This is a genomic window from Streptomyces sp. DH24 (assembly GCF_029813775.1).
GTDB lineage: Bacteria > Actinomycetota > Actinomycetes > Streptomycetales > Streptomycetaceae > Streptomyces.
In genome coordinates, this window is the sequence record NZ_JARVKW010000020.1 from 1 (window position 1) to 14,866 (window position 14,866).

Genomic DNA, 14,866 nt, shown 5'->3' on the forward strand with positions numbered 1-14,866 from the left:
GCGTACGGGTGGGGGTGGGGCGGTGGGGACGAGGGCTGCTGCAGGTTGCCGCCCAGTGCGTGGGTCGTCTCGTGAGGGGAGACCCGGGGCGGTTGCGGAGCGGTGGGCGGGCGGGGCGTGGCGGCCGTGGCCCGCGGGGGCGGCAGGTGGAAGCTGCCCGTGTCGGACATGGAGGGCGGCCGCGTGACCGGGGCCGGTGCCTCGGGCGCCGGTGTACGGGGACCGGGCGTGTCCGGAGCGGGTGCGTCGGCAGCGGGTGTGGACGGCGGGGTGGCGGCTCGGGCGCCCGGGGTCGATGGCGTGCCCTCGGACGGTTCCCGCGCGGCGGAGTCCGTGCCGCCGGGGTCCTGGCGGGGATCGCCCGCCGGTGCGGCTGCCACGGACGACGACGTGTCCGGAGCGTTTTCCGGACCGCTGCCCGGCACTGCCACGCCCGGCACTGCCACGCCCGGCACCGTCCCGCCCGGCACCGTCCCGCCCGGCACCGTCACGCCTGGTGCCCTGCGCTGTGGGCCGTCCGGGCCGAATCCCGGTGGGAGCGGGCCGACTTGGTCGAAGATCTCGATCAGCTCGTCGTCGGGTCCCGGCTCCGGCAGCAGCTCGGCGGCCGCGGCGAGCGCCTTGCGCGCCCCCGTCGCCGTCCGGAACCGGGCCTCCGGGTCCGGCTGGAGCAGCGTGGCCACCACCTGCCACAGCGGCTCCGGGATGCTCTGGGGCGCGCCCGGCGTCCCGTGCTCGGCGAAGTACTGCACGAGCGCCTTCGCGTCGGGCCTGGCGCCCTCCAGCAGATACAGGGCGACGAGGCCCACGGCGAACAGGTCGGCGGGAAAGTCAGGCTCGGAGCCCATCATCTGCTCGGGCGCGAGATAACCCGGCGTCCCCACCACGAGGTTGGTCTCCGTCAGGCGCGGTTCGCCCAGCCGCATCGCGATGCCGAAGTCGGACAGCCGCAGCCGGGGCCGGGCGGTGCCGGTCGCCTCCAGCAGCACGTTGGCGGGCTTGATGTCGCGGTGCACGACGCCTTCCGCGTGCACGGCGGACAGGCCCGACAGGAGCTGGTCGAGCAGGGTGCAGACGAAGGCCGGCGGCAGGGGACCGTAGTCGCCGACCAGGTGGACCAGCGAGCCGCCGGTGACCAGGTCCATGGTGAACAGGACCTTGTCGTCGTCGGCGGCCCAACTGGCGGGGGCGAGCACGTGCGGGTGGTCGATGCGCAGCGCCTGCTCGCGGACGAACCGCAGCAGGGAGTGCGCGTCGCTCTGCTGGAGCACCTTGGCCGCCACGTACCGGCGGCGGCGGTGGTCCCAGGCGCGCCAGACGGCGCCGACGCCGCCGCGTCCGATCGGGTCGGCCAGCTCGTAGCGGCCGGCGAAGACCTCACCCATGGCTGTGCGTTGCTCCTCCCCCTGCGGCTTCCCGGCTTCCCCCGATGCCCCCGGCTCCCCCCTTGCCTCCCCCGTGACGAGCGATACGACTCCCCCTCGCGCCGCCCTGCCGTGGCCCGCCGGTGAAGGGCACGCCCCCACGTGCCCTCCGACGGCCGGCGTCCCGGCTGCCGACCCCCTCGGCCGCCGGGCGGCGGGGTCAGCTCTGGTGCGACTGGTAGTGCGCCACGGCGTCCGAGGTGCGGCCGGCGCCGTAGACGCGGAGGAACTCCGCCAGCTCCGGGTGGGTCGGGGAGAGGGTGTCCGCGGCGTCGATGATGTCACCGGCGGCGGCGACCGAGCGCAGCAGCGACTGGATCTCGCGGACCACGCGCTTGACCGTGGGCGCGCCCGAACTGCTGGTCGTCTGTGTGGTGTTGCTGAGCACCGAGCCCCCCTGCGACTTCTTGATCTCCTCCATGCGCTCGGTGGCCTCGGCGGCGCTCACGTCACCGTTGGCGACCTGACCCGCCAGGTCCTGCAGCAGCTGCACCCGCTGGACCACGGCGGGATTGCCGATCTTCGCCCGCTGGCCGCTCATCAGCTGCGACAGCATCGGCGCCGACAGTCCCAGTACCCCCGCGAGACGAGCCTGGTTGAGACCAAGATCGTCGATGAGCCTACGGAAGAGCGCCCCCAACGGCTCCCCGTACCAGTTCCGCTGCAGTTCCCGCGCTCTTGCGGTGGCTTCCTGCTGTGCGGCGTCCATTGCGTCTCCCCATCGCTTCCCCTAAGACCGCGGTTCGCTGTAGCGAACCACGCGTGCATCCTACGGAGAGCGGTGGGGCATAGGGACCCCCTCATTTGCGAGATCCCGGGGCCGACCCGGTACTCTGGACTGCGGCGTCGACCGGTAAGAACTTCCTCCGGCCGGACGCTTCTCTTCCGGGGGCCTTAGCTCAGTTGGTAGAGCGCTGTCTTTGCATGGCAGATGTCAGGGGTTCGACTCCCCTAGGCTCCACCCATTAAATGCCCCCTGACCTGCGGAAACGCTGGTCAGGGGGCATTTTGCGTCCGCCTTGGCAGGCCGGGGTCCGCGTCATCTGCCGGGCCCAGCGCGCGAGTTGGGGACGGCCGCCTTCGGCGGTTTCACGTGAAACATCGCCGTGGGGCGGGAAACCGTACGGATGTCCCGCTCCACGGCGATGTTCGGAACGGCGATGCGCCTAGCGCTGGTCGTCGCGGTCCGCGCCCTCCTGCTCGGCCTCCTTGGCCTCCACCTCGGGGTCGAGCGCGGCTTTCGAGCCGCTGCCGTCCACCGACGTGAGCCGACCGGACTCCGGAACCTCCGTCGCCGCGGGCGGTTCCACCAGCCAGTCCGGGTTGGCCTGCTTGTCCCACCACTTCCACGCGGCGAAGGCGCCTCCGGCCAGCACGCCCAGCACCATCAGCGTCTTGGTCGCCCGGCCGGCCCGCGCCCGCCGCTCGTGCTTGCGGACCAGCTTCTGGATCTCCTTCGCCGAGACCTGGCCGCGCAGCGCGGCCATCGCCGCGGCACTGCGCGCGGCGGCCTCGTCCTTGACCGGCGTGGCGGCGGCCACTGCCTGTTCGATCCTCGGCCGGGAGTACACGGCGGCCTGCTGAGCCGCCTTGCGTGCACGGACGGCGGCCTCGTGGGCGGCCTGGTCGACCTTCGGCGGCACATGCGTACGGGCCTGCTCCAGTCGGGGCACGACATGGACGCCGTACTGGGCGCGGGCCTGTTCGGCGGCCAGCGTCACCTTGGGCGCGAGCCGTACGCGGGCTTCGTATGCGTAGTGCGCGGCCCTGTCCTTGGCCGTGTCGGCGTAGGGCGCCACCACTTCCGCGGCGTGCAGCACGCTGTCCTTCGCCGAACCGGTCGCGGCGCGCACGCTGTCGATGCGGGTCACGGGTTCCTCCTCCTCGGTGGCGTACGGTATTTCGACTTTCCACCCTTTTACGGATCATGCCTGCCGGTGCAGTGCCGGGCATGCGAGGACGGGCATCCGGGTCACGGACCCCGCCGGCCGGAACCGGGCGAGGCCAGGGGGCGATCGCCAGTAGATCTTGTGAAATAGCAGATGAATACGGACAACAGGAGCTCGCCGTCGACAATGCCACGGATCGCCGGTTCCCGCGCCTGTCCCGCGACCACTCGGCCGGATTTCCGCAAGTGACACGCGGCGCACACCCCCTGGGACCCGCCCGCCGGGCGACGAGCGGCTCGGACCGTGCGAGGATCGGGGAGTCACAGGAAGACAACGGAAGGCAGATCGTGGCTGAGCAGCTTTACGCCACCCTGAAGACCAACCACGGCGACATCGAAGTCCGGCTCCTGCCGAACCACGCGCCCAAGACGGTGCGGAACTTCGTGGAGCTCGCCAAGGGCGAGCGGGAGTGGACGCACCCCGCCACGGGCGAGAAGTCCACCAAGAAGCTCTACGACGGCACGGTCTTCCACCGGGTGATCAGCGGTTTCATGATTCAGGGCGGTGACCCGCTGGGCAACGGCACCGGCGGTCCCGGCTACCAGTTCGAGGACGAGTTCCACCCGGACCTGTCCTTCGACAAGCCCTACCTGCTGGCGATGGCCAACGCGGGTCCGGGCACCAACGGCTCGCAGTTCTTCGTCACCGTCGCCCCGACGACGTGGCTGAACCGCAAGCACACCATCTTCGGCGAGGTCACGGACGCGGCCAGCCAGAAGGTGGTCGACTCCATCGCCACCGCGCAGACCAACCCGCGCACCGACCGTCCGCTCAACGACGTGGTCATCGAGTCGGTCGTGATCGAGACCCGCCAGGGCTGAGTCCCGGGTCCCGGGCACGCACGGCGGCCCGGAGGGAACCAAACGCCCCGCTCATCCGTAAGGATGGGCGGGGCGGTGCTTTCCCCGCGCACGAGGTTTTCCCGCGTCGACGAATGAGGGGATCCCATGGACCAGGCACCAGACAGCCCGAAGGGCCCCGAGGACAACACCGGTCCGACGGATGCCCGGAGCCTGCCCAGCTGCTACCGCCACCCCGACCGTGAGACCGGCGTCAGCTGCACCCGCTGCGACCGCCCGATCTGCCCCGACTGCATGATCGACGCGTCGGTCGGCTTCCAGTGCCCCGAGTGCGTCCGGGCGGGCTCCGGTACCGGACACGCGCCGGGCGCCTCCCGGCCCCGCACCATCGCCGGCGGCACCATCACCGCCGACCCCCGCCTGCTGACCAAGATCCTCCTCGGGATCAACGTCGCGGTGTTCATCGCCGTGCACGCCTGGTCGGGGCTGCTGGACCACCTGCTGCTCATCGGTGCCTGGCCGCCCGCGCCGTACCTCCCCACCGAGGGAGTCGCCGAGGGCGAGTGGTACCGCATGGTGACGGCGATGTTCACGCACGAGGCCCCGTGGCATCTCGCGTTCAACATGCTCAGCCTGTGGTGGCTCGGCGGCCCGCTCGAAGCGGCCCTCGGCCGCGTCCGCTATCTCGCCCTGTACGTCGTCTCGGGACTGGCGGGCAGCGCCCTCACCTACCTGATCGCCGCCTCGACCACGGCCTCGCTCGGCGCGTCCGGCGCGATCTTCGGGCTGTTCGGCGCGACCGCCGTGCTCATGCGGCGCCTCAACTACGACATGCGCCCGGTGATCGCCCTGCTGGTGATCAACCTGATCATCACCTTCGGGTGGAGTCACATCGCCTGGCAGGCGCACATCGGCGGTCTGGTCGCCGGCGTCGTGATCGGTTACGCCATGGTGCACGCCCCGCGCGAGCGGCGGTCCCTGGTGCAGTTCGGCAGCTGCGCGCTGATGCTGCTGCTGGTCGCCGGGGTGGCCCTTCTGAGGACGGCGCAGCTCACCTGAGCGGAGCAGCGGGCCGGTGACGTGGTCACCGTTTATCCACAGCGGGTGGCGGATCTTGTGCACACGGTGCGGGAACACTTGTGCCCCCTGTAGCTGACGCGTGTTTCCGCAGGTCAGACAGGGGGCGAACAAGTTTTCGGTTGCCGGTAGGGCAGTCACACCGGCGTCAACCCTCGATGGGTTATCCACAGATCGTCGTTCTTTTCCCCACTGTGGAAAACAGCTGTGGATAACTCAGTGGGCAGCTCTTGGCAGAACGGTGTTCACGTGAAAGCCGCCGCGACTTCCCGGGCCGCTTCCACGGAGCGCAGAGGCTACTTCCACTGCGTGGAGACGCCGAATCCGGCGGCGATGAACCCGAAGCCCACGACGATGTTCCAGTTGTCGAGCTTGTCGATGGGCAGCGAACCGTCGGTGACGTAGAAGACGACGATCCAGGCCAGTCCGATGAGGAACATGGCGAGCATGACGGGCGCGACCCAGGAGCGGTTGGTCAGCTTGATGCTGGCCGCCTGCTTCGCGGGCGGCGGCGTGTAGTCGGCCTTCTTGCGGATACGTGACTTCGGCACGAGGGTCTCTCCTGTCGATGCGCTGCGTGGCCGCGCAGGTACTGGGTCGGGCTCGGGGCGGCTTGCAGGGGACTCTGAGCGCTCCCCCGGGCGTCCGTTAGCGTAGTGCTTCCGCGGCGCCGAAGGAGATAAGGGTACGTTGAGCAATTCTGCCGACTCCCCCGGGACGGGATCCAGCCCCGCCGTCGGCCGACGTTTCCGGCCGGTTCGCGTGCTCACGGTGGCCGTCTTCGCTCTCGCGGGGCTCATTTTCTTCACCAGTTTCAACACCGCCAAAGGCACCAATATCCGCACGGACACGTCCTTGCTCAAGCTTTCCGACCTGATTCAGGAACGCAGCCGCAAGAACGGCGAACTGGACGAGTCCAACGCCGCTCTGCGCGACGAGATGGAGGCGCTCGCCGAACGGGACAACGGCAGCACCGCGGAGGAGGAGAAGAAACTCGCCGAGCTGGAGAAGCGCGCCGGCACGCAGGAGCTCAAGGGCGAGGCGATCTCGGTCACGCTCAACGACGCCCCGCCGGACGCCACCGCCAAGCTCCCCGGCTATCCCGAGCCGCAGCCCGACTACCTGGTCATCCACCAGCAGGACCTCCAGGCCGTGGTGAACGCGCTGTGGCAGGGCGGCGCCCAAGGCATCAAGGTCATGGACCAGCGGCTGATCTCCACCAGCGCCGTGCGCTGCGTCGGCAACACCCTGATCCTCCAGGGCCGGGTCTACTCACCGCCGTACAAGATCACGGCGGTCGGTGATCCGAAGCGGCTGAAGAAGGCGCTCTCGGCGTCCCCGGCGATCCAGAACTACATGGTCTACGTGAACGTCTACGGCCTCGGCTGGAAGGTCGAGGACGACGGCGAAGTGACCCTGCCCGGCTACTCGGGCGCGGTGGACCTGCACTACGCCGAGCCCGTCGACTGAGCGCACCGCTCCCTGTGGACACCGGGAAACCGGGACCGTCACGCCGTTAGTCTGGTTGCTGTACGGCGTGAGTCTGGTGCCGTGTTGCGACGGAAGGGACGGCATGTACGGCTGGATCTGGCGGCATCTGCCGGGGAACGTGTGGGTGAGGGCGGTGCTCTCGCTCGTCCTGATCGTGGCCGTGGTCTACGTGCTGTTCGAGTACGTCTTCCCGTGGGCGGAGCCGCTGCTTCCCTTCAACGATGTGACGGTGGACAACCAGTGAGCGCACGCATTCTCGTCGTCGACAACTACGACAGCTTCGTCTTCAACCTGGTCCAGTACCTGTACCAGCTGGGCGCCGAGTGCGAGGTCCTGCGCAACGACGAGGTGGCGACCGGGCACGCCCAGGACGGCTTCGACGGCGTCCTGCTGTCACCGGGACCCGGCGCTCCCGAGCAGGCCGGCGTCTGCGTCGACATGGTGCGGCACTGCGCGGCGACCGGCGTGCCCGTCTTCGGCGTCTGCCTCGGCATGCAGTCGATGCAGGTGGCGTACGGCGGGGTGGTGGACCGCGCGCCGGAACTGCTGCACGGCAAGACCTCGCTCGTCGAGCACCAGGGCCGGGGCGTCTTCGCGGGCCTGCCCTCGCCCTTCACGGCGACGCGCTACCACTCCCTGGCCGCCGAACCGGCGACGGTCCCGGCCGAGCTGGAGGTCACGGCGCGCACGCGGGACGGCATCGTGATGGGCCTGCGCCACCGCGAACTGCCCGTCGAGGGCGTGCAGTTCCACCCGGAGTCGGTGCTGACCGAGCACGGGCACCGGATGCTGGCCAACTGGCTGGTGGAGTGCGGGGACCAGGGCGCGGTGGCGAGGTCGGCGGGGCTCGCCCCGGTGGTGGGCAGGGCCACGGCGTGACCGCGCTGCGCCCCGAGCGTGAGTCCGGCGCCCCGTACGGGCAGGAGCCGTACGGGGCGCGGGGCGCGTTCGAGGGCCGGTCGTCCGCGGACCAGGGACAGACGCGGGCGCCGTACGACCAGGGCGCGTACCAGCAGCCGTACGAGACCCCGGCGCCGCACGAGGGCACGCCGCCCTACGAGACGCCGTCGCACCAGGAACTCCCGTATCAGGAACCGGCGCACCAGGAACCGGCGCACCAGGAACCGGCGCACCAGGAACCGGTGCACCAGCAGCGGTCGTACGAGGAACCGTCGTACGAGGAGCCGTCGCACGAGCCGACGCCGTACGAGCCGGCGCCGTACGGCCTTCCCGTGGACGACGAGACGGTGGCGCTGCGGGTGGGCGATCTCCCGGACGTGGCGGACGGGGCCGCAGGCTCCATATCCGTCTCTGCGGCCTCCGGGGGGACAAGGGCCTCCGGCCCGGCGCACGGAGGGCGCGCGGCCCGCAGGAAGGCCGCCAAGCGGCGGCACGGGCGTCATGGCGCCGGGAGCCGCGCGGGCTCGGCGGGCGCACGGAGCGGGGAGCCCGAGCAGGAGGCGCCCGCCGCGCCGCTGTCGCGGGTGGAGGCACGGAAGCTGGCCCGGTCGCGCAGACCGAGCCCGGCGGTGATCGCGAGCCGGGTGATCGGCGAGGTCTTCATCACCACCGGCGTGCTGATGCTGCTGTTCGTCACCTACCAGCTGTGGTGGACGAACGTCCGGGCGCAGGCGCAGGCCGGCAAGGAGGCCAGCGACCTCCAGGAGGGCTGGGCGAACGGCGAGCGCAGCCCGGGTGCGTTCGAGCCGGGGCAGGGTTTCGCGCTGCTGCACATTCCCCGGCTGGACGTGGTCGTGCCGATCGCCGAGGGCACCAACAGCAAGGGCGTCCTCGACCGGGGCATGGTCGGCCACTACGCCGAGGGCGCGCTGAAGACGGCGATGCCGGACGACAAGACCGGCAACTTCGGGCTGGCGGGCCACCGCAACACGCACGGGGAGCCGTTCCGGTACATCAACCGGCTGGAGCCGGGCGACCCGATCGTCGTCGAGACACAGAACAAGTACTTCGTCTACAAGATGGCGTCGATGCTGCCGGTGACCTCACCGAGCAACGTGAGCGTCCTCGATCCCGTCCCGAGGCAGTCGGGTTTCACCAGGCCCGGCCGCTACATCACGCTCACGACGTGCACACCGGAGTTCACCAGCAAGTACCGGTTGATCGTCTGGGGCAAGATGGTCGAGGAACGGCCGCGCAGCAAGGGCAAGCCGGATGCGCTCGTCAATTAAGGGCAGATGAAACGTGGCAGCGACCACCGACGGCACCGAAGAGCACACCGACGCGCTTCAGTCGCCCCCTCCCGCGGCACGCCGCCGCCCGGGCCCGCTGGCCACGGTCGTCGGCGTCTTCGGCGAACTCCTGATCACGGCGGGCCTCGTACTGGGCCTGTTCGTCGTCTACTCCCTGTGGTGGACGAACGTCGTCGCGGACCGGGAGGCCGGCAGGCAGGCCGACAAGGTCCGTGACAGCTGGGCCCAGGACTCCGGACCCGGCGCGCTGGACACCAAGGACGGCATCGGCTTCCTGCACGTCCCGGAGATGACGAAGGGCGAGATCCTCGTCGAGAAGGGCACGACGTCGAAGATCCTCAACGACGGCGTCGCCGGCTACTACACGGACCCGGTCAAGTCGGCCCTCCCCATGTCGGGCAAGAAGGGCAACTTCTCCCTCGCCGCCCACCGCGACGGCCACGGCGCGAAGTTCCACGGCATCGACAAGCTCGAAAAGGGCGACGCGATCGTCTTCGAGACGAAGGACAAGTGGTACGTCTACAAGGTCTACGGCATCCTCCCCGAGACCTCGAAGTACAACGTCGAGGTCCTCGCCCCGATCCCCGAGGAGTCCGGCCGCAAGAAGGCCGGCCACTACATCACCCTGACGACCTGCACCCCGGTCTACACGAGCCGCTACCGCTACGTCGTCTGGGGCGAACTGGACCGCGTGGAACGGGTCGACGCGGAGCGGACGCCGCCGAAGGAACTGCGCTGAGGCGCACCGCCGCATGACATGACGGAGCCCCGGCACCGGGAAGGTGCCGGGGCTCTCGTCTCGCGACGGGCGGGTAGGTCAGTCGTCGTCGCCGGTGATGCCGCCGAAGATTCCGCCGTTGCCGTTCCCGCCGTTGCCGTTGCCGCCGTTCGTCTGGCCGGCGGTGATCAGGTCGACCCTGCTGCCCTTGGCGACCGGAGTGCCCTGGGCGGGGTTCGAGGTGAGGACGATGGCGTTGTCGTCACCCGGGCCGGTGATGTTGCCCACCTGCAGACCCGCGTCCTGGATCGCCTTCTTGGCGTCCTTGAGGGACTGGCCCTGGATGGTGGGAACGGGTACCTGCTCCGGCTGCTGGAACTTGCCCACCTGGATCTGGACCTGCGAGCCCTTGTCGATCGTGGTGTTCCGCTCCGGCGTGGTCGCGATGACCTTGCCGTCCTGGTTCTGGTCGGTCGTCGGCACCTCGGCGCAGACACCGACGAGGCCGTTGTCCTCCATCTGGGCCTTGGCCTCGTCGCAGGTCTTGCCCAGAACGTCGGGCACCGGGGTCCGGTCCGCCTCCTTGGCGACCGTCAGCGTGATCGTGGAGCCCTTCTCCACCTCGGTGCCCTTGATCGGGTCCTGGTCGAGGACGGTGCCCGGGTCGTCCGTGGACTCCCGCGTCTCCGTCTCGACCGTCAGCTCGTAGTCGTCGCTCTCCAGCTTGTCCTTCGCGTCCTCAAGGCTCAGGCCGATCACGCTGGGCACCGTGACCTTCGGCGCCCCGGTGGACACCACCAGGTTGACCGTGGACTGCTTGTCGATCTTCGTGCCCGCCGCCGGGTTCTGCGAGCAGATCTTGCCCTCGCTCTGGTTCTCGCAGGGCTTGGAGGTGAAGGCGAGTTCGAGATCGGCGTTGGTGGCCAGTTTCTCGGCGCTGGACCTGGTCTCGCCGACGAAGTTCGGGGCCGGGACCTTGTCGTTTGCGGTGTTGCCGCCGTCGAACGCCCACTTGCCGATCAGGATGGCGCCGACGAGCACGAGTATGCCCGCCACGACCAGCAGGATCGTCGAGGTGTTCGACTTCTTCTGGCGGCGCCGGTCGGGGCGGTCGTCGTAGCCGTAGCCGCCGTCGTCCGGGTTCATGGGCGGCAGCATCGACGTGGCACCGCCGCCGGCGTCCGCGCGCAGCGCCGTCGTCGGCTGGTCGTCGGGGTAGCCGCCGTAGCCGACCGAGCCCATCGCCGCCGTGGCAGCGACGGGCTGGCCGTCGAGACAGGCCTCGATGTCGGCGCGCATCTCGTCGGCGGACTGGTAGCGGTAGTCGGGGTCCTTGACCAGCGCCTTCATCACGATCGCGTCCATCTCGGGCGTGATCTCGGGATCGAAGACGCTCGGCGCCTGCGGTTCCTCCCGCACGTGCTGGTACGCGACCGCGACCGGGGAGTCCCCGACGAACGGCGGGCGGACCGTCAGCAGCTCGTAGAGCAGACAACCGGTCGAGTACAGGTCGGACCGCGCGTCGACCTGCTCGCCCTTGGCCTGCTCCGGCGACAGGTACTGTGCGGTGCCGATGACGGCGGCCGTCTGCGTCATCGTCATGCCGGAGTCGCCCATGGCGCGGGCGATGCCGAAGTCCATCACCTTGACCTGGCCGTTGCGCGTCAGCATGACGTTCGCCGGCTTGATGTCGCGGTGGACGATGCCGGCGCGGTGCGAGTACTCCAGGGCCTGGAGGATGCCGATGGTCATCTCCAGGGTCCGCTCCGGCAGCAGCTTGCGACCGCTGTGCAGCAGCTCACGGAGCGTGGAGCCGTCGACGTACTCCATGACGATGTACGGGATCGAGACCCCGTCGATGTAGTCCTCGCCCGTGTCGTAGACCGCCACGATCGCGGGATGGTTGAGCGAGGCGGCCGACTGGGCCTCCCGGCGGAACCGGGCCTGGAAGGACGGGTCGCGTGCGAGGTCCGCGCGAAGCGTCTTCACCGCCACGGTGCGGCCGAGGCGGGTGTCATGCGCGAGGTAGACCTCCGCCATGCCACCGCGGCCGAGCACCTGGCCCAGCTCGTACCGGCCGCCGAGGCGACGCGGCTCTTCCATAGCTACCTACCAGCCCTCTCCGTCGGTCCCGACCGGCACGTTCGTGCGGCCGGAGGCTGCCGTCCGGGCCTACCGTACCCGGCTCGTTTTGTGTGACCTGGCCAAGCCCGTCAGCCGATACCGGACCGGTACCGCAACGTGCACCGATGTGAAGCAGACGTGAGCGGACTCACTCCCGGTTGCCGATGACCGCCTCCATCACCTGCTTGGCGATCGGCGCCGCGAGGCCACCGCCGGAGATGTCGTCGCGGACGGCGTTGTCGTCCTCGATGACCACGGCCACGGCGACCGGCGAGCTGCCGTCGTCGAGCTTGGCGTAGGAGATGAACCACGCGTACGGGTTCTCGCTGTTCTCCACACCGTGCTGGGCCGTACCGGTCTTGCCGCCCACGGTGATGCCGGGGATCTTCGCGTTGGAGCCCGTGCCCTTCTCGACCACGGTCTCCATCATCGACTGCAGGACCTGGGCGTTGTCCGGCGACAGCGGCTTGCTCATCTCCTCGGGGTCCGTCTTCTCGATGGTGTCGAGGTTGCGGGCCTGGAGCTCGTCGACCATGTACGGCTTCATCAGCGTGCCGTTGTTGGCGACGGCCGAGGCGACCATGGCCATCTGCAGCGGGGTCGCCGCCGTGTTGAACTGGCCGATGGAGGACAGCGCGGTCTGCGACTCGTTCATGTCGTCGGAGAAGACCGACGCGCTGGACCGGATCGGCGTGAACTGCTCCTCGGTGAAGCCGAACTTCTTCGCCGTCTCCAGCATCTTGTCGTTGCCGAGGTCGGAGCCGATCTTGCCGAAGACGGTGTTGCAGGACACCCGCAGCGCCTCACGCAGCGAGGCGTTCTTGCAGGGGATGTTGCCCTCGTTCTTCAGCTCGGTCGTGGTGCCCGGCATGACCCACGGCAGCGGGGTGTCGGTCTTCTCCTCCGGGTCCGTGTAGAGCCCGTTCTCCAGCGCCGCCGCCGCCGTGACGACCTTGAAGGTGGAACCGGGCGGGTAGACCTCGCGCAGCGCGCGGTTCAGCATCGGGTCGTCGGGGTTGTTCTTCTTCTGCAGGTTCTTCCACGCCTTGGCGTCCGACGCGCCGTCGCCCGCGATCGTCGACGGGTCGTACGACGGGTACGAGGCCAGCGAGAGGATCTTGCCGGTGGACGGCTCCAGCGCCACCACGGCACCCTTGGCGCCCTGCCGCTTCAGGCCCTCGTAGGCGGCCTTCTGCGCGGCGGCGTTGAGGGTGGTGACGACGTTGCCGCCCTCCTTCCTCTCACCGGTCAGCATGTCGAGGGTGTTGCGGAAGAACAGCCGGTCGTCGTTGCCGGTGAGGATGCCGTCCTCGATGGACTCCAGCTGGTTGGCGCCGAAGGCCTGCGAGACGAAGCCGGTGACGGGCGCCCACATGGCGCCGTCCTTGTACGTGCGCTTGTACTTGAAGTCGCCCGACGTGGTGGCGTGCCCGGTGATCGGGTCGCCGCCGACGATGATGTCGCCGCGCGGCGAGGCGTACCGCTCGATGGCGACGCGGCGGTTGTGCTCGTCGGTCCTGAGCTCGTCCGCCTTGACGTACTGGAGCCAGTTGTCGCGGATGAGCAGCGTCAGGACGAGCAGGCCGCAGAAGATCGCGATCCGGCGCAGGGGCTTGTTCACGGGCGGACCACCTGGGTCATTTCGGCGTCGGGGTTGGCGGCGGGAGCGGGCGCCGGGCGGCGCGCGGTGTCGCTGATGCGCAACAGGATGCCGACGAGGGCCCAGTTGGCGATGACGGAGGAACCGCCGTACGCCAGGAACGGCATCGTCATACCGGTCAGCGGGATCAGGCCCATGACGCCGCCCGCGACGACGAACACCTGGAGCGCGAACGCGCCGGACAGGCCGATGGCGAGCAGCTTGCCGAACGGGTCGCGGGCGGCGAGGGCGGTGCGCACGCCGCGCTCCACGATCAACGCGTACAGCAGCAGGAGCGCCATGACGCCGGCCAGGCCCAGCTCCTCGCCGAAGGTGGCGAGGATGAAGTCGGAGTTGGCGGCGAACCGGATGAGGTCCGAGTGGCCCTGGCCCCAGCCGGTGCCGAGGGTGCCGCCCGAGCCGAACGCCCACAGGGCCTGCATGGCCTGCTCGGAGTGGCCGCCGACGCCCGCGCGGCTGAGGGTGTACTCGCGCATCGGGTCCAGCCAGGCGTCCACACGCTGCTGGATGTGCGGCTCGAAGCTGGCCACGCCGACGGCGCCGACCGCGGACATCAGCAGACCGAAGACGATCCAGCTGGTCCGCTCGGTGGCGACGTACAGCATGATGACGAACATTCCGAAGAACAGCAGCGACGTACCGAGGTCGGTCTCGAAGACCAGGATGAGGATCGAGATCGCCCACACGACGAGGATCGGTCCGAGGTCGCGGCCGCGCGGCAGGTACAGGCCCATGAAGCGGCGGCTGGCGAGCGCCAGCGCGTCCCGCTTCACCATCAGGTAGCCGGCGAAGAACACCGCGAGCACGATCTTCGCGAACTCACCGGGCTGGATGGAGAACCCGGCGACGGAGATCCAGATCCTCGCGCCGTAGATGTTCTTGCCGAGACCCGGCACCAGCGGAAGCAGCAGCAGGAACAGCGCGCCCAGCATGGAGATGTAGGTGTAGCGCTGCAGGACGCGGTGGTCCTTGAGGAAGACCAGCACCACGGCGAACAGCGCGATGCCCATCGCCGTGTAGAACAGCTGGCGGGGCGCGGCGTTGCCGGCCTGCTCGATGCTCTGGAGCAGCTCGGACTGGTCGAGCCGCCAGATGGCGACGAGGCCGAGCCCGTTCAGCAGGGTCGCCAGCGGCAGCAGCAGCGGGTCCGCGTACGGCGCGAACTTCCGTACGACCACGTGCCCGACGCCGGCCAGCAGGCCGAGGCCCAGGCCGTAGCTCAGCAGGCCGGCGGGCACCTCGTCATTGATCGCCAGCCCCACGTTGGCGTAGGCGAAGACCGGGATCACCACGGCGAACACGAGCAGCGCGAGCTCGGTGTTGCGCCGGCTCGGGGCGCCGATCGAGCCGATCGTGGACGTGTGGTGCGTCGGCGAGTTGGTTGGACTGCTCATCGTGTGACGGGGCCTCTCA

General features: G+C 69.7%; 14 protein-coding genes and 1 tRNA gene. 8 read left to right on the plus strand and 7 right to left on the minus strand.

The window, feature by feature from the left end; genetic code table 11:
• Together QC282_RS17695 and QC282_RS17700 are read right to left on the minus strand one after the other, a co-directional pair.
• A partial coding sequence (locus QC282_RS17695) for a serine/threonine-protein kinase (protein WP_279550422.1) occupies nt 1-1,385 on the minus strand: 1,385 nt, incomplete at its 3' end.
• 199 nt (nt 1,386-1,584) lie between these two features.
• Nucleotides 1,585-2,133 carry a DNA-binding protein gene (locus QC282_RS17700; protein WP_279550423.1) on the minus strand — a complete coding sequence of 183 codons (549 nt, stop codon included), beginning with the start codon at nt 2,131-2,133 and terminating at the stop codon, nt 1,585-1,587.
• Nucleotides 2,134-2,312: 179 nt separating this feature from the next.
• Here QC282_RS17700 and QC282_RS17705 point away from each other — a divergent pair.
• Nucleotides 2,313-2,385 (plus strand) — tRNA-Ala (locus QC282_RS17705).
• A 205-nt stretch (nt 2,386-2,590) separates the two neighbouring features.
• Here QC282_RS17705 and QC282_RS17710 read toward each other — a convergent pair.
• The gene (locus QC282_RS17710; RefSeq protein WP_279550424.1) at nt 2,591-3,295 is read right to left on the minus strand and encodes a DUF5324 family protein; all 705 of its coding nucleotides are present in this window, start codon (nt 3,293-3,295) and stop codon (nt 2,591-2,593) included.
• A 365-nt stretch (nt 3,296-3,660) separates the two neighbouring features.
• On the opposite strand from QC282_RS17710, the gene QC282_RS17715 reads away from it, so the two are divergent.
• Entirely contained in the window at nt 3,661-4,194 is a 534-nt protein-coding gene (locus tag QC282_RS17715; RefSeq protein ID WP_279550425.1) for a peptidylprolyl isomerase, read from the plus strand.
• Between the two features lie 126 nt (nt 4,195-4,320).
• Entirely contained in the window at nt 4,321-5,232 is a 912-nt protein-coding gene (locus QC282_RS17720; RefSeq protein ID WP_279550426.1) for a rhomboid family intramembrane serine protease, read from the plus strand.
• A 314-nt stretch (nt 5,233-5,546) separates the two neighbouring features.
• Here the strand turns inward: QC282_RS17720 and crgA are convergent, their stop codons facing one another.
• On the minus strand, nt 5,547-5,801 hold the full coding sequence (crgA, locus tag QC282_RS17725) for a cell division protein CrgA (RefSeq protein WP_279550427.1): 255 nt from the start codon (nt 5,799-5,801) through the stop codon (nt 5,547-5,549).
• A 139-nt stretch (nt 5,802-5,940) separates the two neighbouring features.
• Here crgA and QC282_RS17730 point away from each other — a divergent pair, with 139 nt between their 5' ends.
• The 5 genes from QC282_RS17730 (at nt 5,941) to QC282_RS17750 (ending at nt 9,690) form a co-directional block, all read left to right on the plus strand.
• The gene (locus tag QC282_RS17730; RefSeq protein WP_279550428.1) at nt 5,941-6,720 is read left to right on the plus strand and encodes a DUF881 domain-containing protein; all 780 of its coding nucleotides are present in this window, start codon (nt 5,941-5,943) and stop codon (nt 6,718-6,720) included.
• A gap of 103 nt (nt 6,721-6,823) precedes the next feature.
• Nucleotides 6,824-6,985: a hypothetical protein gene (locus tag QC282_RS17735; protein ID WP_279550429.1), complete on the plus strand. Its 162-nt coding sequence runs from the start codon at nt 6,824-6,826 to the stop codon at nt 6,983-6,985.
• Complete coding sequence (locus tag QC282_RS17740; protein WP_279550430.1) at nt 6,982-7,620, plus strand: aminodeoxychorismate/anthranilate synthase component II; 639 nt, start codon at nt 6,982-6,984, stop codon at nt 7,618-7,620. The genes QC282_RS17735 and QC282_RS17740 overlap by 4 nt, the downstream gene beginning before the upstream one ends.
• A complete protein-coding gene (locus QC282_RS17745; RefSeq protein ID WP_279550431.1) occupies nt 7,617-8,930 on the plus strand; it encodes a class E sortase in 1,314 nt (437 codons plus the stop codon). The genes QC282_RS17740 and QC282_RS17745 overlap by 4 nt, the downstream gene beginning before the upstream one ends.
• Before the next feature lie 13 nt (nt 8,931-8,943).
• The gene (locus tag QC282_RS17750) at nt 8,944-9,690 is read left to right on the plus strand and encodes a class E sortase (RefSeq protein WP_279550432.1); all 747 of its coding nucleotides are present in this window, start codon (nt 8,944-8,946) and stop codon (nt 9,688-9,690) included.
• Nucleotides 9,691-9,768: 78 nt separating this feature from the next.
• On the opposite strand, the gene pknB is transcribed toward QC282_RS17750, so the two are convergent.
• The 3 genes from pknB to QC282_RS17765 all read right to left on the minus strand — a co-directional run bounded on the left by pknB (nt 9,769) and on the right by QC282_RS17765 (nt 14,847).
• A complete protein-coding gene (pknB, locus tag QC282_RS17755; RefSeq protein WP_279550433.1) occupies nt 9,769-11,772 on the minus strand; it encodes a Stk1 family PASTA domain-containing Ser/Thr kinase in 2,004 nt (667 codons plus the stop codon).
• 169 nt (nt 11,773-11,941) lie between these two features.
• On the minus strand, nt 11,942-13,414 hold the full coding sequence (locus QC282_RS17760) for a penicillin-binding protein 2 (RefSeq protein WP_279550434.1): 1,473 nt from the start codon (nt 13,412-13,414) through the stop codon (nt 11,942-11,944).
• On the minus strand, nt 13,411-14,847 hold the full coding sequence (locus tag QC282_RS17765; RefSeq protein WP_279550435.1) for an FtsW/RodA/SpoVE family cell cycle protein: 1,437 nt from the start codon (nt 14,845-14,847) through the stop codon (nt 13,411-13,413). Before QC282_RS17765 ends, QC282_RS17760 begins: the two co-directional genes overlap by 4 nt.
• Nucleotides 14,848-14,866 lie beyond the last annotated feature (19 nt).

Excerpts from the sequence above, each read along its gene's own strand:
- QC282_RS17700 (WP_279550423.1), bottom strand. The coding sequence starts at position 2,133 with ATGGACGCCGCACAGCAGGAAGCCACCGCAAGAGCGCGGGAACTGCAG.
- QC282_RS17720 (WP_279550426.1), top strand. The coding sequence starts at position 4,321 with ATGGACCAGGCACCAGACAGCCCGAAGGGCCCCGAGGACAACACCGGT.
- QC282_RS17735 (WP_279550429.1), top strand. The coding sequence starts at position 6,824 with ATGTACGGCTGGATCTGGCGGCATCTGCCGGGGAACGTGTGGGTGAGG.
- pknB (WP_279550433.1), bottom strand. The coding sequence starts at position 11,772 with ATGGAAGAGCCGCGTCGCCTCGGCGGCCGGTACGAGCTGGGCCAGGTG.
- QC282_RS17765 (WP_279550435.1), bottom strand. The coding sequence starts at position 14,847 with ATGAGCAGTCCAACCAACTCGCCGACGCACCACACGTCCACGATCGGC.